General features: G+C 74.1%; 20 protein-coding genes. 6 read left to right on the top strand and 14 right to left on the bottom strand.

What is annotated here, in order from left to right; all coding sequences use genetic code 11:
* Positions 1–114 precede the first annotated feature (114 nt).
* From ACQP10_RS11865 to ACQP10_RS11840, 6 genes are all read right to left on the bottom strand, one after another.
* The gene (locus tag ACQP10_RS11865; protein WP_433541360.1) at positions 115–1,539 is read right to left on the bottom strand and encodes an 8-oxoguanine deaminase; all 1,425 of its coding nucleotides are present in this window, start codon (positions 1,537–1,539) and stop codon (positions 115–117) included.
* Between the two features lie 119 nt (positions 1,540–1,658).
* Positions 1,659–2,132, bottom strand: coding sequence for a (2Fe-2S)-binding protein (locus tag ACQP10_RS11860; protein ID WP_355644350.1), 474 nt, complete (start codon positions 2,130–2,132; stop codon positions 1,659–1,661).
* Positions 2,132–2,992 carry an FAD binding domain-containing protein gene (locus ACQP10_RS11855; protein WP_433541359.1) on the bottom strand — a complete coding sequence of 287 codons (861 nt, stop codon included), beginning with the start codon at positions 2,990–2,992 and terminating at the stop codon, positions 2,132–2,134. Before ACQP10_RS11855 ends, ACQP10_RS11860 begins: the two co-directional genes overlap by 1 nt.
* 2 nt (positions 2,993–2,994) lie before the next feature.
* Positions 2,995–3,969, bottom strand: a complete 975-nt coding sequence (gene pucL, locus ACQP10_RS11850) for a factor-independent urate hydroxylase (RefSeq protein WP_433541358.1) — start codon at positions 3,967–3,969, stop codon at positions 2,995–2,997.
* An 8-nt stretch (positions 3,970–3,977) separates the two neighbouring features.
* Complete coding sequence (gene uraH / locus ACQP10_RS11845) at positions 3,978–4,292, bottom strand: hydroxyisourate hydrolase (RefSeq protein WP_433541357.1); 315 nt, start codon at positions 4,290–4,292, stop codon at positions 3,978–3,980.
* Positions 4,293–4,392: 100 nt separating this feature from the next.
* Positions 4,393–5,064, bottom strand: a complete 672-nt coding sequence (locus ACQP10_RS11840) for a 2-oxo-4-hydroxy-4-carboxy-5-ureidoimidazoline decarboxylase (protein ID WP_389997997.1) — start codon at positions 5,062–5,064, stop codon at positions 4,393–4,395.
* Positions 5,065–5,369: 305 nt separating this feature from the next.
* Between ACQP10_RS11840 and ACQP10_RS11835 the strand changes: the two genes are divergently transcribed.
* Complete coding sequence (locus ACQP10_RS11835) at positions 5,370–6,218, top strand: deoxyribonuclease IV (RefSeq protein WP_179818495.1); 849 nt, start codon at positions 5,370–5,372, stop codon at positions 6,216–6,218.
* A 134-nt stretch (positions 6,219–6,352) separates the two neighbouring features.
* Here the strand turns inward: ACQP10_RS11835 and ACQP10_RS11830 are convergent, their stop codons facing one another.
* Entirely contained in the window at positions 6,353–7,507 is a 1,155-nt protein-coding gene (locus ACQP10_RS11830) for a PucR family transcriptional regulator (protein ID WP_433541356.1), read from the bottom strand.
* Positions 7,508–7,615: 108 nt separating this feature from the next.
* Between ACQP10_RS11830 and ACQP10_RS11825 the strand changes: the two genes are divergently transcribed.
* The 4 genes from ACQP10_RS11825 to ACQP10_RS11810 are packed head-to-tail and all read left to right on the top strand — an operon-like array spanning position 7,616 to position 12,846.
* Entirely contained in the window at positions 7,616–8,188 is a 573-nt protein-coding gene (locus tag ACQP10_RS11825; protein ID WP_179818498.1) for an urease subunit gamma, read from the top strand.
* Positions 8,185–9,852, top strand: a complete 1,668-nt coding sequence (locus ACQP10_RS11820; protein WP_433541355.1) for an urease subunit alpha — start codon at positions 8,185–8,187, stop codon at positions 9,850–9,852. Before ACQP10_RS11825 ends, ACQP10_RS11820 begins: the two co-directional genes overlap by 4 nt.
* 20 nt (positions 9,853–9,872) lie before the next feature.
* On the top strand, positions 9,873–11,156 hold the full coding sequence (locus ACQP10_RS11815) for an MFS transporter (RefSeq protein ID WP_346020382.1): 1,284 nt from the start codon (positions 9,873–9,875) through the stop codon (positions 11,154–11,156).
* A 55-nt stretch (positions 11,157–11,211) separates the two neighbouring features.
* Positions 11,212–12,846, top strand: coding sequence for an amidohydrolase (locus ACQP10_RS11810; RefSeq protein WP_399499603.1), 1,635 nt, complete (start codon positions 11,212–11,214; stop codon positions 12,844–12,846).
* Positions 12,847–13,396: 550 nt separating this feature from the next.
* Here the strand turns inward: ACQP10_RS11810 and ACQP10_RS11805 are convergent.
* From ACQP10_RS11805 to ACQP10_RS11790, 4 genes are all read right to left on the bottom strand, one after another.
* Complete coding sequence (locus tag ACQP10_RS11805; RefSeq protein WP_433541354.1) at positions 13,397–14,170, bottom strand: LytR/AlgR family response regulator transcription factor; 774 nt, start codon at positions 14,168–14,170, stop codon at positions 13,397–13,399.
* A 93-nt stretch (positions 14,171–14,263) separates the two neighbouring features.
* Positions 14,264–15,010: a sensor histidine kinase gene (locus tag ACQP10_RS11800; RefSeq protein WP_433541353.1), complete on the bottom strand. Its 747-nt coding sequence runs from the start codon at positions 15,008–15,010 to the stop codon at positions 14,264–14,266.
* A gap of 17 nt (positions 15,011–15,027) precedes the next feature.
* Complete coding sequence (locus ACQP10_RS11795; protein ID WP_433541352.1) at positions 15,028–15,465, bottom strand: hypothetical protein; 438 nt, start codon at positions 15,463–15,465, stop codon at positions 15,028–15,030.
* A gap of 49 nt (positions 15,466–15,514) precedes the next feature.
* Complete coding sequence (locus tag ACQP10_RS11790; RefSeq protein WP_346020938.1) at positions 15,515–16,135, bottom strand: molybdopterin-dependent oxidoreductase; 621 nt, start codon at positions 16,133–16,135, stop codon at positions 15,515–15,517.
* 448 nt (positions 16,136–16,583) lie between these two features.
* Between ACQP10_RS11790 and aroF the strand changes: the two genes are divergently transcribed.
* Positions 16,584–17,621 carry a 3-deoxy-7-phosphoheptulonate synthase gene (gene aroF / locus ACQP10_RS11785; protein WP_346020386.1) on the top strand — a complete coding sequence of 346 codons (1,038 nt, stop codon included), beginning with the start codon at positions 16,584–16,586 and terminating at the stop codon, positions 17,619–17,621.
* Positions 17,622–17,650: 29 nt separating this feature from the next.
* On the opposite strand, the gene thiI is transcribed toward aroF, so the two are convergent.
* The 3 genes from thiI to ACQP10_RS11770 form a co-directional block, all read right to left on the bottom strand.
* Complete coding sequence (gene thiI, locus ACQP10_RS11780; RefSeq protein ID WP_179818508.1) at positions 17,651–18,853, bottom strand: tRNA uracil 4-sulfurtransferase ThiI; 1,203 nt, start codon at positions 18,851–18,853, stop codon at positions 17,651–17,653.
* Positions 18,854–19,560: 707 nt separating this feature from the next.
* A complete protein-coding gene (locus tag ACQP10_RS11775; protein ID WP_433541351.1) occupies positions 19,561–19,974 on the bottom strand; it encodes a hypothetical protein in 414 nt (137 codons plus the stop codon).
* 585 nt (positions 19,975–20,559) lie between these two features.
* Positions 20,560–21,825 carry an MFS transporter gene (locus ACQP10_RS11770; RefSeq protein WP_346020388.1) on the bottom strand — a complete coding sequence of 422 codons (1,266 nt, stop codon included), beginning with the start codon at positions 21,823–21,825 and terminating at the stop codon, positions 20,560–20,562.
* Between the last annotated feature and the right edge of the window lie 3 nt (positions 21,826–21,828).

Below are 21,828 nucleotides of genomic sequence, written 5' to 3'. Positions count from 1 at the left end.
CCGGCTTTCCGGGCGTCCCGGGCTTTCCGGACGTCCTGGGTTCCCCGGGCGTCCCGAGTTCTCCGGATGCCCCGGGCTCTCCGGACATCACGGGTTCTGCGGACACCACGGACGTCATGAACGCGGGGACGGGGTCAGAGGCGGGACGCCCCGCTCGCCGGCCAGGCGCACGAGGCGGCGATGGGCCTCGACGCCCGCCCGGCCGAGCTCGTCCTGCGGCGTCGTGCGCAGCTCGTCGTCCGCCACGACCGTCTCGCCGCCCACCAGGAGCCGGGCCAGCGGCGGCTGCCGGGTACCGAGGACCAGGGCGTGCACCGGGTCGGCGACGGCCCCGGCGAAGGAGTCGATCCGCCACAGCGCGATGTCGGCGAGCTTGCCCGGCTCCAGGGAGCCGAGCTCCGCCTCGCGGCCCAGGTTCCGCGCCCCACCGAGGGTGGCGACCGAAAGGGCCTGCCGGGCGGTCAGCGCCGTGGGACCGTACCTCGCCCGCTGGAACAGCAGCGCCTGGCGCATCTCCCCGGCCAGCGAGGTCAGCTCGGCCGAGGCGCTGCCGTCCACCCCGAGGCCGACGTTCGCGCCGCGGCGGAGCAGCTCCGAGACCCGGGCGATCCCCGCGCCGAGCCGCCCGTTGGAGCTGGGGCAGTGCGCGGTGCCGGTGCCGGTGCGGGCGAGCCGGTCGATGTCGGCGTCGCTCAGGTGGACGGCGTGGGCGAACCACACGTCCGGGCCGAGCCAGCCGAGCTTCTCCATGTGGTCCACCGGGCGCACGCCGTACCGGGCCAGGCAGTGCTCCTCCTCGTCGAGGGTCTCGGCGAGGTGGGTGTGCAGGCGCACGCCCCTGTCCCTGGCCAGCGCGGCGGACTCGGTCATCAGCTCGGTGCTGACCGAGAACGGCGAGCAGGGCGCGACCGCCACCCGCAGCTTCGAGGAGAAGGAGGGGTCGTGGTGGGCGTCGATCGCCTCGGCGGTCGCGGTGAGGATCGTGTCGAGGTCCTCCACCACCTCGTCCGGGGGCAGGCCGCCGTCGGAGACGCCGCGGTCCATGGAGCCCCGGGCGGGGTGGAAGCGGACGCCGACCGCGCGGGCCGCGTCGATCTCGGCGGCGAGCAGGTCGCCGCGCCCGGCGGGGAAGACGTAGTGGTGATCCGCGGAGGTGGTGCAGCCGGACAGGGCGAGGTGGGCCAGGCCGGCGCCGGCCGCCCCCCTGACTACCTCGGCGTCCATCGCCGCCCAGACGGGGTAGAGCGCCACCAGCCACTCGAACAGCGTGGCCTCCCGGGCGAACCCCTGGGAGGCCCACTGGTAGAGGTGGTGATGGGTGTTGACCAGGCCCGGCGTGGCCAGGCAGCCGGTGCCGTCGACGCGGCGCGCGCCGGGGAGGTCCGGCGCCGGTCCCGGGCCGATCGCCTCGATCCGGTCGCCCCGGACGACGATGTGGCCCGATGGGATCTCCGGGCCGGTCACCGGGACGAGATAGGCGTTCTCGATCACCAGCGCGCCGCCCGCCTCGGTCCCCGGTACGGCCGGCCCACCGCCCACCGCCCCGGGTGCGGCCGGCGCGCCCGCGGCCTCCCGTCCACCGGAAAGGCCGCCCGCGGAACCACCCGGAAGATCCGTGGAGAAACCGTCCGGGAGGTCGCCCGGGAGTCCTGGGCCGGTCACGGGGTCGCCGCCTTCCGCGTGGCGGCGAGCCGTACCGCGTCGAGGATCTTCTCGTAGCCGGTGCACCGGCACAGGTTGCCCGCCAGCGCCTCGCGGATCTGGGCGTCGGTGGGCCGGGGAGTCCGGTTCAGCAGGTCGTGGGCCTGCACGACGAGGCCGGGGGTGCAGAAGCCGCACTGGACGGCGCCGCACTCGGTGAACGCCTCCTGCACCGGGTCGAGCCGGCCGTCCCCGGCCAGCCCCTCGACCGTGCGGACCTCCCGGCCCTCCGCCTGCCCGGCCGCGACCAGGCAGGCGCAGACGGGCAGGCCGTCGAGGTAGACCGTGCAGGAGCCGCACTCGCCCTGCTCGCAGGCGTTCTTGGAGCCGGGCAGCCCCAGCCGCTCGCGCAGGACGTACAGCAGGCTCTCGCCCTCCCAGACGTCGTCGGCCGTACGGTGCCGGCCGTTGACGGTGAGGCTGACGCGCATCAGCCCTCCTTCCACAGGTCGTGCCAGGCCCAGGTCAGGGTGCGGCGCGCCAGCACGGCGACGGCGTGCCTGCGGTAGGCGGCGGTGCCGCGCACGTCGTCGATGGGTGAGGCGGCTCCGGCGGCCAGCTCGCCGAACCGCCGGGGCAGCCCGGGGGCGAGCCGGACGGTGTCCCAGTCGAGCTCGGCGGCGAGGAACTCCTCGGCCGCGACCGCCCGGCGCGGGGTGGGGGCGGCCGACCCGATGCCGGTGCCGGCCCGCCGCTCGGCGGGGTGCAGGGCCAGCGCGAACGAGCAGACCGCGATCACCATGGCGTTGCGGGTGCCGACCTTGGAGAAGTACTGCGGGCCGCCCGCCGGGCGCGTCCAGAACGCCCGGATCAGCTCGTCGGGCTCCAGGGCGCTGCGCTTGACACCGAGGTAGAACTCCTCCGCCGGGATCATCCGCACCCCCCGGGCGGCCGACTCGACCTCGATCTCGGCGCCGGCGGCGAGCAGCGGCGGGTGGCCGTCCCCGGCGGGCGAGGCCGCGCCGAGGTTGCCGCCCACGGTGCCCCGGTTGCGGATCTGCGGCGAGCCGACCGTGCGGGCGGCCTGCGCCAGCCCTGGCAGCCGGTCCCCCAGCTCGGCGATCAGCCGCGCGTACGTCACGCCCGCGCCGACCCGGAGCCGCCCGTCCTCCTCGGCGCCCCACTCGCCGAGCGCGGCCACCCGGTTCAGGTCGAGCAGCGCGTCGGGCCGGCGGACGTCGAAGTTGAGCTCGACCATCACGTCGGTGCCGCCCTGGACGGGCACGGCCTCCGGCCGCTCCGCCTTGGCCTCCAGCGCCTCGGCCCAGGTCGCGGGCCTCAGGAAGTCCACCGTCATTCCCAGGCGAAGCGGGCGTCGGGGGCCGCGTCGTCGAGGACCGTGCCCTCGATCAGCCCGTAGGGGCGGTCGGCGGCGTGGAAGACCTCGCCCGGGTTGTCCAGGCCGAACGGGGTCAGGTCCACCGCGAAGTGGTGCCGGTTGGGCATCGCCAGCCGTACCTCGCAGATTCCGGGGCAGGTCCGGAGCACCAGGTCGCCCATCGCGTAGAGGGTCTGCTGCAGCGAGAGGCTGTACGTCCCGGCGAACGCCTCCAGCAGGCGGCTCCGCACCTCCTCGTACGACTCGCCGAAGCCGTACGGCCGGGGCGGCACGGGCGGGCCGGGCGGCCCGGACGGCTCGGGCGCCCCGGATTGTTCGGACGCCCCGGATGGTTCGGCGGCGGGCCGGAAGCCGTCCGGCAGGTGCCGCCACCGGGCCGAGACCTCGGTGGCCAGGACGCGGTCCCGGGTGGGCGGCAGGGTGGTGTACTCGTCCTGGATGAAGCCGTGGAACTCCGAGCCGGTGGAGTTCAGCACCACCAGGTCCCGCAGGCCCGAGACCACGGTGGAGGTGCCGTCGCGGTCGTGGTGGACGACGCAGGTGCGCACCTCCCGCCCCGAGCGGACGAAGGAGTGCCGTTCGTCCCCGCCGTCCGGCGGGGGGACGCGGTCCCAGAAGTACTCCTCGATCTCCACCCGGGCGTGGTGGATCGAGGGGTGGGCGTCCACGTGGTGGCGGGCCAGCAGCAGCGCGAAGTCCTCGATCTGGTCCACGCCGTGTTTCCTGGCGAAGGCGTAGACGACGTTCTTCTGCGTGTCGGTCGGCAGGACCGCGGAGTTGTCCCCGGTCAGGTGCGCGTCGTCCATGGCCCCGGAGAGGGACGTGCGGACGTTGAGGTCCTTGATGTGGTGGACGACGCCGTCCCGGACGACGCGGACCAGGCGGATCTCCGCCTTGCCGTAACGGTTGGGTCCCAGCACGACCGCCATGCCTCGTCTCAGCTCCCTCGGTACGTCGAATAGGCGAACGGGCTCAGCAGCAGGGGGACGTGGTGGTGCTCGGCGGGGTCGGCGACGGTGAAGTCGACCGTCACCTCCGGGTAGAAGGTCACGATCCCCTGGGCGGCGAAGTACTCGCCGGTGGCGAAGACCAGCCGGTGGGCGCCCGTATCGGTCGTCGCCCAGCCGTCGATCCGGCCGTCGGCGCCGGTGACGCCCTCGGCCAGCACCTCCCCGCCGTGCTCCAGCCGTACGGCGACGCCCGTCGCGGGCCGGCCGAGCGAGGCGTCCAGGACGTGGGTGGACAGGCTCACGCGCCTCCCTCCCCCACGTCCGGGCGGGCTCCCGTCGCGGGACTCCCGTGTCTCCCCGGCCCGGCCGCCCGGCGGGTCCCCGTCCCGGGGCGCCCGGCCGTCACGCCGCTCCCTCCGGGTCCTCCAGCAGCCGCGCCACGCGCAGCCGGGCGATCCCGGCCAGTTCGGTCCGCACGACGTCCCGTTCGGTCTCCTCGTCGTTGCGCAGCCGTGCCCGCAGGCGGTCCAGCATCTCCCCGGCGGTCAGGCCGGCGGCGCGGACCAGGTAGATGTGGCCGAAGCGCGCCTCGTAGGCGCGGTTGCCCTCGGCCAGCGCGGCGAGCACGGCGGGGTCCGCCCCCGCCACCCCGGACTGCTCCCGCCGTGACCAGGACGCCTCCCGCCCGCCCGCGCCGGGCGGCACCGGGCCGCCGCCGTCACCTGCCGCATCCCGGCCCGCCGCGCCCGCCCCGTCCGCACCGGGGCCGGTCACACCGGGAGCGTCCGTGCCGCGACCGGTCGCGCCGGACGCGGCTCCGCCGTCGCGGGGCGGTTCGCCGATCCTGGGGTGGGCGGCCAGCGCCGTCAGCACCTCCGGCCAGGGCAGGCCGAGCACGGCCGCCTCGACCGCCGACTCCAGCGCTGCGAGGTCGCGGTAGGGGCGCCGGGCGGCCACCTCCCGGGCGAAGACCGGGGACGCGCAGCACGCCAGCAGCCCGGCCTCGGCCCCGGCGGCCCCGAGCGCGTTGAACCCGGCGGGCCCCGCCGGCGCGGTGGCGTCGATGTTGGGCATGTGAGCAGTACACACAGCGCCGTCGCCCCGGTCCAGCAGCGGGAACTCCCAACCGGGCTAAAGGTTCGTCCCGGATTTTCGTGTCATGCTCCAAAAGACCGACGACGGGCCGGCGGGCCGCGGGGAGGCGGCCCGGTTCCGCGACGGGCTCGCGGATCACAGCGGGCCGGTGGGCCACGACCGCCTCCCGGGTTCCGGTGCCGCCTGTCGGAACGGTGACGAACCGGTCACCTCCGGAGGGCGCCCGGGATGTCGCCGGGGAGCGGCCGGGAGACGTCGGGCCCAGCGCCTAAACTGACGGCACCATGTCTTCTCTCTCCCTCATCGGCGGACACGTCTCCGTCACCGGCGGCCTGGGCAAGGGCGGCCTGAAGTGCGCCGCCGACATCGGCGCCGAAATGATCCAGGTGTTCGTCACCAACCCGCGCGGCTGGGCGCTCGCCGACGGCGACCCCGCCCAGGACGCCCTGCTGCGCGAGTCGGGCATGCTGTCCTTCATCCACCTTCCCTACCTCGTCAACATGGGCACGCCGAGCGCCGAGACCCTGGAGAAGTCCACCGCCGTCGTCCGGCACGGCCTCCGGCGGGCGTACGCGATCGGCGCCCCCGGCGTGGTGGTCCACACCGGCTCGGCGGTCAGCCAGTCTCGTGACGACGCCATGCGCCAGCTCCACGAGCACCTGCTCCCCCTGCTCGACGAGATCCCCGAGGACGGCCCCGACCTGCTGCTGGAGCCGATGGCCGGGCAGGGCGCGATGCTGTGCGCGACCGTCCAGGACCTGGAGGCCTACCTCGCGGCCCTCGACTGGCATCCCAGGGCGGGCGTCTGCCTCGACACCTGCCACGCCTTCGCCGCGGGCCACGACCTCTCGACCGCCGAGGGGGTCGCCGAGACGCTCGACGCGCTGCACGCGGTCGCCCCCGGGCGGCTCCGGCTGATCCACGCCAACGACTCCAAGGACCCCCACGGGTCGAAGAAGGACCGTCACGAGAACATCGGCGCGGGTCACATCGGCATCGACCCGTTCGCCGTCCTGATGCGCCACCCGGTCGCGGCGGGCATCCCGCTGTGCGTGGAGACCCCGGGCGGCCCGGAGAAGCACCGCGAGGACATCGAGCTGCTGAAGAAGCTCCGCGACGCGCCCGGCGCCTGACACCCGGCGTCTTCGGTACGGCGGGCCGCGGCGCGGGCCCGCCGTACCGCGGGAGGCGGGGGCCGTGACCACCGCGCGAAGAGGTCACCGCGCGAAGAGGTCACCGCGCGAAGGGACCGGCCGGCCCCGCCCGTTCAGCGCAGCCCGGCGGCGCTCAGCGCCAGCGCGACGACGGCCCCGTCGGCCGGGGCCCGCACGTCCCGCCCGGTCAGCTCCCTGAACCTCGCGAACCGGTGCTGGACCGTGTTGCGGTGGCAGTACAGCGCGGCGGCGGTGTCGGCGATCGACCCGGTGCCCGCCAGGTGGGTCCGCACGGTCTCCAGCAGCCGGTCGCGCTCGGCCTCCCCGACGGCGGCCAGCGGGCCCAGCACCCGGCCGGCGAGTTCGGCGGCCAGCTCGGGGCTGTGCGCGGCGAAGACGTCCAGCCAGCGGTCCTCCAGGCGCAGGGGTCCCCCGGCGCCCGGCCGGACGGTCCGCGCCGCCGCCGTGGCCAGCCGTACGGCGTGCGGGACCTTCGCGAGGCCGTCCACCGGCGGCGACACCCCGCAGGGCACCTCCCGCAGGAAGCCCAGCACGGCCTTCTCCGGGTCGGCCGGCCTGGTGGGGAGCTGGACGACGAGCACGTCGCCGGTGGGCGACTCGTGGCGGTGGCCGCGCAGGCCCGCGGCGGCGACCGCGGTGGCGGCGGCGCGCAGCCCGGCGCCCACCACCGGGTCGGCCACCACCACGGAGAACCGCCCCGCGATGTCGAGGCCGAGCACCCGCCCGGCGTCGCGCACCACGTCGGGGTTGCGGCCGTCGTTGTCGAGCAGCCGGGCGAACCACGCGCGCCGCTGGTCCTCGCGCTGCCGTCCCATCTCCAGCACAGCCCGCTGGTAGCCCGCCATCAGGCCGGTGACGTGCCGTTCCACCGCCTCCCAGACCAGATGGGCGCCGCCCAGCAGCTCGGGCAGATCGCCGGGACCGGCCCGATCGATCAGGCTCTGCCACAGCGCCCGCGCGTCCAGCCGGCCCGCGGCCAGCAGGGAAGCCAGCGGCACCCCCTGGCCGGCGCGCCGCTCCCCCAACCTCTCGGAGTGCGTGACCAGCTCGGGCGGGGTGGTGCCCTCGGCGAGGCGGCGCAGGATGAGCGCGAACCCGATCCGCGCGCCCTCCTCGACCTCCTCGCGCGGCACCAGCCCCTGGTCGTAGGGCGAAAGCGCCATCACCTTGTCGGCCCAGGCCACGATGACCTCCTCCAGGTCGGCGAGGCGGGCGAGGGCGAGCCGGGAGAGCACGGGATTGTTCACATGCACAATTTAGCGGCCGGTTCACGCGTTGTATGACCGTTGGCTACCCGTTTGACCTGCCCATACGGTGGGCGGAAACCCAGGCCATCGGAGGGCGGTACCGGCGCTGTGCACCTGACACCCCGTGAGCAGGAACGGCTCACCATCTTCACGGTCGCCGAACTGGCGCGCCGCCGCAGGAGCCGGGGCCGCCGCCTCAACGCCCCCGAGGCGATCGCCCTGATCTGCGACGAGATCCTGGAGCGGGCCTGGGACGGGGAGAGCCTGGAGGAGGTCGTCTCCGCGGCCCGGACCCTCCTGACCGCCGACGACGTGATGGACGGCGTGCCGTCCCTGGTCACGCACGTGCAGGTGGAGGCGCTGTTCCCCAGCGGCACCGCCCTGGTCGCGGTGGACGCGCCGTTCGGCGCCCCAGCCGGGCGGGGACCCGGCTGGGTGGAGACCGGCGAGGGGGCGGTGGAGCTCAACGCCGGGCGCGAGCGGTCCGCGCTGACCGTCCGCAACGAGGGCGACCGCACCGTCTACGTCTCCTCGCACTTCCCGCTGACCGAGGTGAACGCCGCCCTGGTCCTCGACCGGGAGCGGGCCGCGGGGATGCGGCTGGACATCCCGGCGGGGACGGCGACGGCCTTCCCGCCGGGCGAGACCGTGGAGGTTCACATCGTGCGGAGGTCGTCATGAGCCGGGTCACCCGCGGCACCTACAACGCGCTGTACGGCCCGACCGCCGGTGACCGGATCCGGCTGGGCGACACCTGCCTGTGGGTCGAGGTCGAGCACGACGACGTCGTCCACGGCGACGAGCTGCTGGGCGGCTGCGGCAAGACCCTGCGCGACGGCCTGCTGGCCGCCCCGCGCGGCGACCGCGAGTCCGCGCTCGACCTGGTGGTGGCCGGGGTCGTGCTGATGGACCCGGTGCTGGGCGTGCGCAAGACCCACATCGGCGTCAAGGACGGCCGGATCGTGCCGTTCCAGGGCGCGGTCATCGACTCCCACACCGCGATCGTGACGGGCGAGGGGCTGATCGCCACCCCCGGCGTCGTGGACTCGCACGTGCACCTGTCGTCGCCCGAGATCGCCCCGGCGGCGCTGGCCTCCGGCGTCACGACGGTCGTGGGCATGGGCCTGGGCGGGGTGTGGGACGTCGGCTGCAACCCGGCGCACAACCTGCACACGCTGATGAGCGCCTGGCGTGGCACCCCGCTGAACGTCGCGTTCCTGGCCCGGGGTTCCTCCAGCTCCGCGACGCTGCTGGAGGAGGCGGTGCTGGCCGGGGCCGGCGGCTTCAAGATCCATGAGGACTTCGGGGCGACCCCGCGCATCGTGGACACCTGCCTGGGCGTGGCCGAGGGGGCGGACCTGCCGGTGGCGCTGCACTCGGACTCGATGAACGAGTCGGGTTATCTCGCCGACACCGTCGCCGCCACGCGGGGCCGTACGGTGCACGCCTACCACGTCGAGGGCGGCGGCGGCCACCCGGACCTGCTGGAGGTCCTCTCCGAGCCGCACATCCTGGCCTCCTCCACCACGCCGACCATCCCCTACACGGTCAACACGGCCGGCGAGCTCTTCCCGATGACCATGACCGTGCACCGGCAGAACCACCACATCGACAGCGACGTGGAGGTCACGATGAGCCGGCTGCGGGTGCACGGCATCGCCGCCGAGAACGTGCTGCACGACCTGGGCGCGATCAGCATCGTCAACTCCGACTCGATGGGCATGGGCCGGGTCGCCGAGACCGTCCGCCGCACCTGGCAGGTCGCCCACCTGCAGGCGCTGCGCGCCGGGGAGGGCGGCCCCGGCCTGCCGGACGGCCGGGCCGGCAACGAGCGGGCGCTGCGCTACCTGGCCAAGCTGACGCTGAACCCGGCGGTCGCGCACGGCATGGCCCACGAGGTCGGCACCCTGCTGCCGGGGCGGCTGGCCGACATCGTGCTGTGGCACCCGGCGTGGTTCGGCGCCAAGCCCGAACTGGTGCTCAAGGGCGGCTTCGTGGCCCACGGCGTCTCGGGCAGCGGCTCGGGCTCCACCCGGCTGACCCAGCCGCGCTCCTACCGCCCCTACTTCGGCGGGCTCGGCGACGCGCCGAGCCGGCTGTCACGGATCTTCGTCGCCCACGAGGCGCTGGAGTCCGCCGAGGCCCGCGACGCGCTGCCCACCGGCGTGCGGTACGCGGCCGTCCGGCGGTCACGTGGTCTGACCAGGGCCGACATGTGCCGCAACACCGCGACCCCGCGGGTCGAGGTGCCCCGCGAGCCCGGCCCCGTCCTGGTGGACGGCGCCGAGGTGGACCTGGCGCCCGCGACCGAGGTCCCGCTCGCCCGTCTCCATCACTTCGCCTGAAACCCCCTGGTGATCCCCATATGAGTTCCCCGAACGCCCGCGGCGCGGGCATCGCGTCCTTCGTCGGCACCTCCATCGAGTGGTACGACTTCTACATCTACGGCACCGCCTCCGCCCTGGTCTTCGGCAAGCTCTTCTTCCCCGAGGTCAACCCGGCCGCCGGGGTGATGGCCTCCTTCGCCACCTTCTGGGTCGGCTTCCTGGCCCGCCCGCTGGGCGGCGTGATCTTCGGCCACCTCGGCGACCGCATCGGCCGCAAGCGCACCCTGGTGGCCACGCTGCTACTGATGGGCGGCGCGACCACGCTGGTGGGCGTGCTGCCCACCTACGCGACGGCCGGGGTGCTCGCCCCGATCCTGCTGGCCGGGCTGCGCCTGGTGCAGGGCGTCGCGGTCGGCGGCGAGTGGGGCGGCGCGGTGCTGATCGCCGCCGAACACGCCGGGCCGAAGCGGATCTTCTACGCGGCCTTCGCCCAGCAGGGCTCCCCGGCCGGGTCGATCCTCGCCACCGGCGTGTTCGCGCTGGTCAGCCTCCTGCCCGAGGAGAGCTTCATGTCGTACGGGTGGCGCATCCCGTTCCTGGCGTCGGCCGTGCTGCTGGTGATCGGCATGGTCATCCGGCTGCGGGTGGAGGAGTCCCCGGAGTTCGTGCGGATGCGCGAGCAGCGCGAGGTCGCCAAGCTGCCGGTCGTGGAGGTCTTCCGCTCGGCGTGGCCGCTGGTGCTGCTGGGCATCGGCGCCAGCGGCGTCGGCATCGCCTCCGCCTACTTCACCAACACCTTCATCCTGTCGTGGGCCACCACCGATCTGGGCATCACCAAGAGCACCATGCTGAACGTGCTGCTCATCGTGTCGGTCGTGCAGTTCGTCACCCAGCCGCTGGGCGCGGTGCTCGGCCAGCGGATGGGCGCCGCCCGCTACATGCTGATCGCCTTCACGGTGCTGCTCGTCTGCACGCCGATCACGTTCTGGCTGGTGGGCACCGGCGACCCGGTGCTGGCCACGCTCGGCCTGGCGCTGAGCATCGTGTTCGGCGGCTCCTCCTACGCCGCGCTGGCCGGCTTCCTCGCCGAGGCGTTCCCGGCGCGGGTCCGCTACACCGGCATCTCGCTGGCCTACCAGCTCTGCGGCGCGCTGATCGGCGGCACCACCCCGATGATCGCCCAGGCGCTGCTCGGCTGGTCCGGCACGATCTGGACCGTCGTCGCGCAGTACCTCGTCATCATCCTGCTCACCATGGCCTGCGTCGCCGCGCTGCACCGCCGTTCGGCGGCCGCCGTGGAGCCGGTCCCGGCGAGCGTCTGAGAAGAACAAGTCCGAGCACGCCCCCTTCGCGGAAGGGGCGGAGGGAAGGATCGTCATGCGCCTGGACGCCCTGTTCGTCAACGGCCGGTTCGCCACGCTGGACCCCGGCCGGCCCGGGGCCACCCGGCTGGGGGTGTTCGGCGGCCGGGTGGCCGGCCTGGACGAGGAGCTGGACGGGGTCACCGCCGACGTGGTGGTGGACCTCGGCGACGCCCGGGTGGTGCCGGGCTTCAACGACGCCCACCACCACCTGAGCATGCGCGGGCAGCAACTGCGCCAGCTCGACCTGCGGGCCGGCCGGGTCTCCTCGCTGGAGGAGCTGTACGCCAAGGTCGCCGAGCGGGCGGCCGGCCTGCCGCCGGACGCGTGGGTGCGCGGCGCCGGCTACGACCAGAACAAGCTGGGCGGGCAGCACCCCACCCGCGAGGCCCTCGACCGGGCCGCGGGCGGGCGCCCGGTCTGGCTGCAGCACGTCTCGGCGCACATGGGCGTCGCCAGCACCGCGGCGTTCGCCCTGATGGGGTTCTCCCGGCTGGAGGACGTCCCGGAGGTCCCCGGCGGCACGGTCGGCCGCGACGCGGCGGGCCTGCCGGACGGCCTGCTCGCCGAGCAGGCCCAGGACCTCGCCCTCCGGGTGCTGCGGCCGGTCCCCCACGACGACTACGTCGAGGGCATCGCGCTCGCCAGCCGGGTGGCCGCCGCCGAGGGCCTGACCAGCTTCACCGAGCCGGGCGTGGGCCGCGGCCTGGCCGGCAACGGCGCCCGGGACGTGGCCGCCTTCCAGGAGGCCGTACGGCGCGGCCTGCTGCTGCAGCGCGCCACCCTCATGCCGGGCTCGCCCAACCTGCACGAGGTGGGGCCGGACGGGTTCGGACTGGACCTCGGGATCGGCACCGGGCTCGGGGACGAGCGGCTGCGGATCGGCCCCGTCAAGCTGTTCTCCGACGGCTCGCTGATCGGCAGGACCGCCGCCATGTGCTGCGACTACCAGGGCGAGCCGGGCAACCGGGGGCTGCTGCAGGAGGAGGCCGAGGCACTGCGCGCGTTCGTCCTGCGTGCCCACGCCTCCGGCTGGCAGATCGCCGCGCACGCCATCGGCGATCACGCGGTGGAGGTGATCCTGGACGCCTACGAGGAGGCCCAGGCCGCGCACCCGCGGCCCGGGATCCGCCACCGGATCGAGCACTGCGCGGTCACCAGCGAGGCGCAGGTGGCCAGGATCGCCCGGCTGGGCGTGGTCCCGGTCCCGCAGGGCCGGTTCGTCTCCGAGCTGGGCGACGGCATGCTCGCCGCGCTGGGCCCGGAACGCTCGCGCGGCTGCTACCGGCAGCGCTCGTTCCTCGACGCGGGGATCACGCTGCCCGGCAGCTCCGACTGCCCGGTGGCCGACGGCGCGCCGCTGCTCGGCATCCACGACCTCGTCAACCAGCGGACCGCGTCCGGGGCCCCGTTCAACCCGGACGAGGCGCTGACCGTCACGCAGGCGCTGCGCGCCTACACGGTCGGCTCGGCGTACGCGGCGCACGAGGAGCACCGCAAGGGCACCCTCGCCCGGGGCATGCTCGCCGACTTCGCCGTGCTGTCGGACGACCTGCTCGCGGTGCCCGCCGAGCACATCCGCGACCTGACGGTGCTGGCCACCGCGGTGGGTGGCGTCCTGGTCCACGACGCGGCGGGGTTCGCCCGCTGACGCCGTCCCCTCCGGACCGCCGCGCCACCCCCCGTGACGCGGCGGTCCCCCGCCGCCCGCGCCTTTCCCCGCGGCGCGGGTGGTCCCGCGCCGCCGGACAGGTCGCGCCGGTCGGCGGGCCCGAGCGGGACGCCCGTTCCCGCGATCCGGCCGCCCCCGCGGACCGGATCACGGCTTCCCACCGCCAGAGGCGGCACGGGCGTCCCGTCGCACCGGAGCCGGCCGGGCCCTCCCCCGAGCTCTGGGCCCGGCGCGGGTGGCGCGGGAATCGGCCACCCGGAATCCCGCCGCGTCAGACCACGTCAGGGGCCTTCCAGCCCCTCGTCCCCCCCGCTGACCCGGCGGTTTCGGCTCTCCGGTTGTGAGAACAGTAGAGCGGCGCCCCCGCGGGTGAGCCGGGGTTCACGCGCAGCGCGGTCAGCGGCGCGTAGTTGTCGCCGTACGGAGGGTGCCGGCGCGACGAGCGGCACCCGGGAGACGACGAACGGTCGCCGGAGACCCCATGAGCCCCGTCCGCACCATGAGACACATGAGCATCGGGGTCCGGGACTCATGATCCGCCGGCCGCGCCGGAGGGCACCGGCCGGTCCTGGAACTGGCGGACGAGCCGCTCGCGGACCTGCCGGGTGTGGCGGCGGCTGACCGGCAGGGTCTCCTCGCCCACCTGGAGCACCACCCGGCCGCCGTCGAAGCGCAGCTCGCTGACGTGCCGCGCCGACACCAGCGTGCTGCGGTGGACGCGGATGAAGCCGGAGGCGGCCCAGCGCCGCTCCAGCGCGGCCAGCGACATCCGTACGAGATAGGCGCCGTCCACGGTGTGCAGCCGGACGTAGTCGCCCTTGGCCTCGGCGAACCGGACGGTCTGCCGGGCGACGAACCTGGTCCGCCCGCCCAGCTCGACCGGGATGACGTCCTCGGCGTGCGGCTCCCCCTGGGGCGACGTCGGGGACGCGGCGGACTCCAGGCGGCGCACGGCCTCGGCCAGCCGGTCGGCCCGCACCGGCTTGAGGAGGTAGTCGACCGCCTCCACCTCGAACGCCTGGAGCGCGCAGTCCTCGTGGGCGGTGACGAACACCAGGCGGGGCGGGTTGGGGAAGGCCCCGATGAGCCGGGCCAGGTCGAAGCCGCCGAGGCCGGGCATCCGGACGTCGAGGAACACCCCGTCGAGCCGTTCTCCGGAGCCGACCATCTGCACCATGTCCTGGAGCGCGGTGACCCCGCCCTCGGCGGTGGAGACGCGCTCGATGCGGGGGTCCTGGCGCAGGAGGTGGGCCAGCTCCTCCAGCGCGGGGACCTCGTCGTCGACGGCCAGGACTCGCAGCATGCCCCCACGCTGCTCTGGAACCGCGCTCACCGCAAGAGACATGTCAACTTTAGGTAATGCTATGACTACAAATAGCTATTGGAGGGGAGGGGCTCAGAGGAGGAGCTTGGGGACGCGCAGCCGGACGGTCGTCCCCGCGCCCGGCGCGGTCTCCAGGACCAGCCCGTAGTCCTCACCGTAGATGCGGCGGAGCCGCACGTCCACGTTGGACAGGCCGATGCCGCCCCCGTCCCTCCGGTCGCCCGGTTCGGTGCCCAGGAGCGTCCTGGCGCGCTCCGGGTCCATCCCGAGGCCGTCGTCGGCCACGCTGATGTGGGCCTCGGGCCCGGCGTCCACGGCCACCACCCGCACCCGCCCCGCGCCGCCGCACAGGGCGGTGCCGTGCTTGATGGCGTTCTCCACCAGCGGCTGCACGCACAGGAACGGGACCGGCACCGACAGCACCTCGGGGGCGACCTCGACGGTGAAGCGGAGCCGGTCGCCGAACCTGGCGTGTTCCAGCTGCAGGTAGCGGTCCACGCAGTGCAGTTCGTCGGCCAGGGTGGTGAGGTCGCCGCCGCTGCGCAGCGCGTACCGGGTGAAGTCGGCGAAGTCGACCAGCAGCTCACGGGCGTGCTCGGGGTCGGTGCGCACGAACGAGGCGATGGTGGTCAGGCAGTTGTAGACGAAGTGCGGGGAGATCTGCGCGCGCAGCGCCCGGGTCTCCGCCTCCGTCGCACGCCGCCTGGAGGCGTCCAGCTCGGCCAGCTCCAGCTGGCCGGAGACCCAGCGGGCCAGCTCGGCGACGGTCCGGACCAGCGGCTCGCCGGCCTCGGCGCCGTAGGCGGCCAGCGTGCCCACCGCCCGGCCGTCCACCGTCAGCGGCGCGACCGCCGCCCCCGTACGGCGCAGCCCGGCGTGCCGCAGGCCACAACGTCCCCCGCCACGGTGAGCGGGCGGCCCGCGGCGAGCGCGGCGCGGGCGTGCCGGACCGCGTGGCCGCGGTGGCAGCCGGCCGGGCCGTCCCAGGCGAGGACCTCCTCGGTGTCGGTCACCGCGACGGCGTCGGCGCCCAGCAGGGCGCGCAGGTGGTGGACGGCCTCGCGGGCGGAGCCGCGGTTCAGGCCGGTCCGCAGCGACGGGGCCGCCCGGGCCGCGACGTGCAGGGTGGCGAAGGTGGCCTCAGCCGCCTCGGCCGCCTCGGTCGCCTCCTCCGGTGGCCCCTGCGGCTTCCGGTGGGCGGCCGCCCACCGGGACAGGACGAACCCGAGGAGCACACTGGCGGCGCACAGGAGCGCCCAGCCGCTGGTCGACATGGCGCAAACCGTAGTCAAACCATTACGGCCCAACACGGGAAAACCCGGATCAGGGTGGGCCTTCGCCTGGTTCCTCCTGATACGAGTAGCGCTGCTCGCTCCAGGGATCGGCGACGTTGTGGTAGCCGCGGTCCTCCCAGAAGCCGCGCCGGTCCTCGACCATGTACTCCACGGCCCGCACCCACTTGACGCTCTTCCACGCGTACAGGTGGGGGACGACCAGCCGGACCGGGAAGCCGCGCTCGGGGGAGAGGGGTGTTCCGTCCAGCTCCAGCGCGAAGATCGTGTGGTCGCGGGTGAAGTCGGCCATCCGCACGTTGGCGCTGTAGCCGTACTCGGCCCAGATCATCACGTGCCTGGCCTCGGGCGCCGGCGGGGCCAGCTCCATCAGCGTCGTGGCGGCCACCCCGCCCCACTCGTTGCCCATGATCGAGAACTTGGTGACGCAGTGGAAGTCGGCGAGGACCGTGGTGCGGGACAGCTCGGAGAACTGCGGCCAGGTGAACCGGTGCTGCCCGCCGGAGGCCGTCGCCCCCATGACCTGGAACTCCCACGTCGCCGGGCGGAACGTCGGCACCCTGCCGTAGTGGATCACCGGCCGGCCCCGGGGGACGTACTGTCCCGGAGGCAGGCGAGGTTCCTCCCGTGGAGGTTCGGACTGCTCCACCATCATTCCCCTCGCCTTCCCCGACGGCACGGGGTAATCCTGCCACCGCGACTCCGGCGCCGTTCCGGTGCCCCCTCCCGCCGCTCACGGCGCGGACCGGCCGCCGGGGCACGGAGCGGCGGCTCACGGGGCGGAGCGGCGTGGTTCGCGGGCGGTCGGCGTGGTCACGGGCGGGCCGCGGTTCGCGGGCCGTCGGCGGTTCATAGGGCGTCGGCGGTTCACGGGACGGACCGGCGTCGGCCGTGCGCTAGTATTGCCCGCGATGCGTACCGCGTTCTGGTTTTGGTATGGCGACGGACCCGTAGGTCGGACCGATCGCCACCGGATGCTGCGCTGACATCCAGGCGAACGAAGGCCCCGGGTCCACCAAGGACCCGGGGCCTTTCGCTTTCCCCGGGGCCCTTCGGAGGATCTCCCGCCGGTCTTCGGCGAACTTCCACCAAGGAGAGACATGGTCATCGTCATGAGCCCCGGCGCGAACCCCTCGGACGTCGAGGCGATCGTGGAGATCATCGGCACGACCGGCGGCGAGGCGTTCGTCAGCCGGGGCGTGAACCGCACGATCATCGGCCTGGTGGGCGACGTCGCCCGGTTCGAGGCCCTCGACCTGCGCGCCATGCCCGGGGTGGCTGACGTGATGCGGGTGAGCACGCCGTACAAGCTGGTCAGCCGGGAGAACCACCCCGAGCGGTCCACGGTCCGGGTCGGCGGCGTACCCATCGGGCCCGGCACGGTGACCCTCATCGCCGGGCCGTGCGCGGTGGAGACGCCCGAGCAGACCCTCCAGGCCGCCGAGATGGCGAAGGCGGCGGGCGCGACCCTGCTGCGGGGCGGCGCCTACAAGCCCCGCACCTCCCCCTACGCCTTCCAGGGCCTCGGTGAGGCGGGCCTGCGCATCCTGGCCGACGTGCGCGAGGAGACGGGCCTGCCGGTGGTGACCGAGGTCGTCGACGCCCACGACGTCGAGCTGGTCGCCTCCTACGCCGACATGCTCCAGGTCGGCACCCGCAACGCGCAGAACTTCGCCCTGCTGCAGGCGGTCGGCGGGTCGGGCAGGCCGGTCATGCTCAAGCGCGGCATGAACGCCACCATCGAGGAGTGGCTGATGGCGGCCGAGTACATCGCCCAGCGCGGCAACCTGGACGTCGTGCTGTGCGAGCGCGGGATCCGCACATTCGAGACCGCCACCCGTAACACCCTGGACGTCTCGGCCGTGCCGGTCGCCCAGCGCCTGTCGCACCTGCCGGTGATCGTCGATCCGTCCCACTCCGGCGGCCGGCACGACCTGGTGCTCCCGCTCACCCGCGCCGCCGTCGCGGTCGGCGCCGACGGTGTGATCGTCGACGTCCACCCGCACCCGGAGCAGGCGCTCTGCGACGGACCCCAGGCACTGGTGGACGGCGACCTCGCCGAACTGGCCGACGTCATGCGGCGGTTCCCGGCGCTGCTGGGCAAGACGGCCGCCGGCGAGCTGCTGACGCCCGCCTGACACCCGCTCCCGCGCCTCGCCGGACCGGCTCAGTCCTCGATCTTGTACTCCTGGAGGGAGCCGGCGAGCTGTACTGCGAGCTCCTCGGCGTCGAGCCGCCGCTCGATCTGCTTCAGATCGGCGATCTTCGCGGCGGTCTCGGCCCGGCGGGGCGCCAGGAGGGTGCAGCAGTCCTCGTCGGGGAGCTCGGAGATCTCCAGGGTGCCGATGCGCCGGGCCTCGGCCATGATCTCCGTCTTGTCCAGGCCGATGAGCGGGCGCAGGATCGGCATGTCCACCGCGTCGTCCTGGGCGGTGATGTTCTGCAGGGTCTGCGAGGAGACCTGGCCGAGGGAGTCGCCGGTGATCAGCGCTCCGGCGCGGAGCCGGCGGGCGACCTCCTCGCCCGTCTTGAGCATCAGGCGCCGCTGGGCGATGACCGCCAGGCGGTCCTGCCCGGACGCCTTGATCGACTGCTGGGCCTTGCCGAACGGCACCACCCACAGCCGGGACCTGCCCTGGAACCTGTCCAGCGCCCGCACCAGCGCGTACGCCTTGTAGATCGACTCCGATGTGGTGAACGGGATGCCGGAGAAGTGCAGGAAGTCGACCCGCAGGCCGCGGCGCATCATCCGGTAGGCCGCGACGGGCGAGTCGATGCCGCCGGACATCAGGACCAGGCCGCGACCGCTGACGCCGACCGGCAGGCCGCCCTGGCCGGGCAGGCCGCCGGTGAAGACGAACACCTCGTCGCGGTCGACCTCGATGGAGACCACCAGGCCGGGGTTCTTCAGGTCGACCGGAAGGCCGTAGATGTCGTTGATCTCCCCGCCGACCGTGCGGTCGAGCTGCATGGACGTCAGCGGGAAGCGCTTGTCGCGGCGGCGGGAGCGGACGGCGAAGGAGACGCCGCGCCTGACGTCCTCCCGGTCGGCCAGCAGCTCGATCGCCGCCTTGGTCACCGCGCCGGGGTCCTTCTCCACCCGCCAGGCCCGGTGGACCCAGACCAGGCCGGGGACGCAGGCGACCCGCCGGGCCACCTCGTCGGCGACCTCGACGCCGGTGCCGTCCGGCAGGAAGATCGCGATGACGCCGTGTCGCTGGCGCACGTCCAGCTTCAGGCCGAAGCCCTTCAGCGCCGCCTTGATGTTGGACTGAAGTTGCCGCTCGAAAAGCTCGCGGTTGTCCCCCTTGAGGACGACCTCGCCCAATTTGAGCAGCACGCAGGGCTCGCCCAAGGCGGACATGGTCATGGTGCAACCTCCGGTGGCGCTTCGAGGGGAATGTAGGGGCACGGCCAAGTCTGGCGTGGTACCGCGTAAAGGCAATGGCTCGACCTCGCCACTTTAGTCGCCGTCATGACCTACCAGCGCCCGCACGGAGGCGGTACGGAGACAGGACGGGGGCGGGCAGGCGGGCACGCGGGCGGGACACGGGCGAGGCCGGGGGCGGGGACGGGGCGGGAACGGCGGTCACCCAGCGGCGGGCACGAAGGGGGCGCGGACGGCACGAGGCGGCACGGGCGGCGGGCACGGAGGACGCCGGGGGCGCGGACGGCACAGGGCGGCGGGCCGGATCGGCCGCCCGCACGGCACGGGAAAGCGCCGCGCAGGAGAACCCGGCACGGAAAAAAGCGGCGCGGGGATACGCCGCACGAGGACACGAGACACGGCACGCACGCGACACGTGACGCACGCGACACGAAAGTCCCGAAGCGAAAAGACCGGCCGAAAGGACCGGGACGGAAATCCCGGTGCGAAGGGCGCGGCGAAGACCCGGCGAGAAAGGCGGGATCCGAAAGTTCGACTTCGAAAGGCGGGCTCCGGGGCGCGGAACGGCCCTGGGACGCGGAACGGCTCCACGGTGCGGGCGCTCCTTTTCCGCGCGCCCCTCGGGACGGGAGGAAAGGAGCGCCACGACCGTTCAGCGACTCTTCGGCATCGGTGCCGACCGGGGCGGATCAGTCGCCTCCGCCACCACCACCACCGCCGCCGCCACCACCGCCGCCGCCGCCGCCACCGCCGCCGCCACCGCCGACGGTGTTGATGTTGGTGTTGGTGTTGGAGACGTTGGCGCCGCCGCCACCGCCACCACCGCCGCCTCCACCTCCGCCACCGCCACCGCCGCCGCCACCGCCACCGCCGCCACCACCTCCGCCACCGCCGCCTCCACCGCCACCGCCACCGCGGCGGGCGAAGCACCTCTCAGGGTTCCTCTTCTTCCAGCAGGGCGTCGCCGCGGAGACGAGGGCGGACGTGGAGGCGGTCTCGACGGTGGTTCCGGCACTGGCCGGCTGGGCGGACATCGTCACGGGGACGGCGAGGGCGGAGGCCAGCAGCGCGCCGGCGGCTATCGCGTTCTTCGTCTTGGTCATCGGAGATCACTCCATGTCGTACGGGGCCGGCCCGGCCGACACCCGGGGCTGAGTGAGACGTGGAATCGGCGCCGAAGACGGCGCCGGAGCGGCACAGAACCGCAAGTCCCACGGTAAGTCGCGGAAAGTCCGGCGCTTATCACACCGAAGCAAAGGCATTGATCCGCACGAATTACCTTTCGATTCAACCCGGAAACCGAGAGAAATCACTCGGTCACCCTATGTAGCGCCCATTCGGTGGCGGGCTTTCTCCGCGAAGATTTCCCACGATCCCGGGACGCAATGGCCGGGTAGGTCATCACGGCCCGCTCCCACGTTCTGGGGGAAATGATTCCGCCCGGCTTCTGAAGCGGAAAGGCGGGAGTTACCGCCGTTTGAGGAATGGCGACGGCGTCGTCCGGCCCGGACGCGCATGTCACTTCGGGGATGGGGACGGCGTTGTCCGGCCCGGGCGCGCATGTCACTTCGGGGATGGGGACGGCGTTGTCCGGCCCGGGCGCGCGTCGCCCCGGCGACTCGGGGACGGATACCGGACGGACGCGTTGTCCGGTCCGGACGCGCGCGTCGCCCGCGTCGGGACCGCCGTCACCTTCGCGCCGGGACCGCCGCCGCCGCGACGCGGACGCCGTTCACGACGAGGCCCAGGCAGATCAGCGCCACGACGGCCACCACCGTCAGCATGACCGGGTAGGAGAGCCACCCCGCCAGGGTGGCCAGCACGGTGGGGAGCAGGAAACCCGAGTAGGCGAGCGCGTAGTAGACGCCGGTCAGGCCGGCCAGGTCGTCCGCACCGGCCATCCGCTGTATCTCCTGCAGCCCGGAGACCATCGCGATGCCGTAGCCGGCTCCCAGGGCGACCGCGGCGGCGGCCGCCAGCCACGGTGACAGCAGCAGCGCGTTCGCCGCGCACAGCACCGCGCCGAGGAGCATCACCGCCATCGCCGCCACCGGAGCCCGTCCCGTACGGGCGCCCTCCTCGCCGTGCAGCCTCTTGGCCACCGGCTGCACGGCCACGCCCACTCCCAGGGTCAGCACCGTGAGGCCGGTCGCGTACGCCAGCCCCCAGTGCCCCACGCGGAAGCCGACCAGCTGGGGCATGACCGCGTACGCCAGCCCGGCCGAGCCGAACACCCACGGCGCCATCGGCAGGATCACGAGCCGGAACCGCCTGCGGGCCGGCGCGGGGACGCGCAGGTCGCTCGCGAGCGCCGCGAGGAGATCCCGGGCCGAACCCGTGGCGCGCGGGAGCGGCGGCCGGGTCTCCGGCACCCGCAGGAGCAGCACGGGGATCGCCACGGCGAGGAGAAGGTGGACGACGTACGGGGTCACCATGGGCCACGGCCCCCACTGGGCCAGCGCGCCCGCGACACCCGCGCCGAGCGCGAATCCGGCCGTCTGGCACAGCGCGGCACGGCGCGCGGCGAGCCCGCCGTCCGCCCCGGTCGACAGTTCCTTCACCCAGCTGCTGCCCACCGACATGGCGGTGCCGACCGCGACCCCGGTGATCAGCCGGCCCGCGTAGATGGCCCAGGCGCTCTGGCCGCCGAAGCAGAGCACCAGGCTCGCGACGGCCGAGGCGACGGCGCCGGCCACCAGCACGGGGCGCCGCCCGCGCCGGTCCGAGACGGGCCCGGCGAGCAGGAGGCCCGGCACGAGCCCGACGACGTACGCGCCGAGGAAGGCGTCGACGCTGAGCGCGGAGTAGCCGCCCAGCCGGCGGTACATCAGCAGCAGCGGGGTGAACTGGTTGCCGCCCCAGCCGCAGGCGAACATCGCCGCGGCGACGATCCGCCAGGAGTCCGATCGGGGCGCGGCGGCAGGCGACGGGACGGCCTGCTGGGTTTCGAGCATGGG

Origin of the sequence: Streptosporangium sandarakinum, from assembly GCF_050942225.1 — a bacterium.
Classification (GTDB): Bacteria; Actinomycetota; Actinomycetes; order Streptosporangiales; family Streptosporangiaceae; genus Streptosporangium; species Streptosporangium nondiastaticum.
Note: the sequence above shows the minus strand (reverse complement) of the source record. Positions and strands in the feature narration are given on the sequence as shown.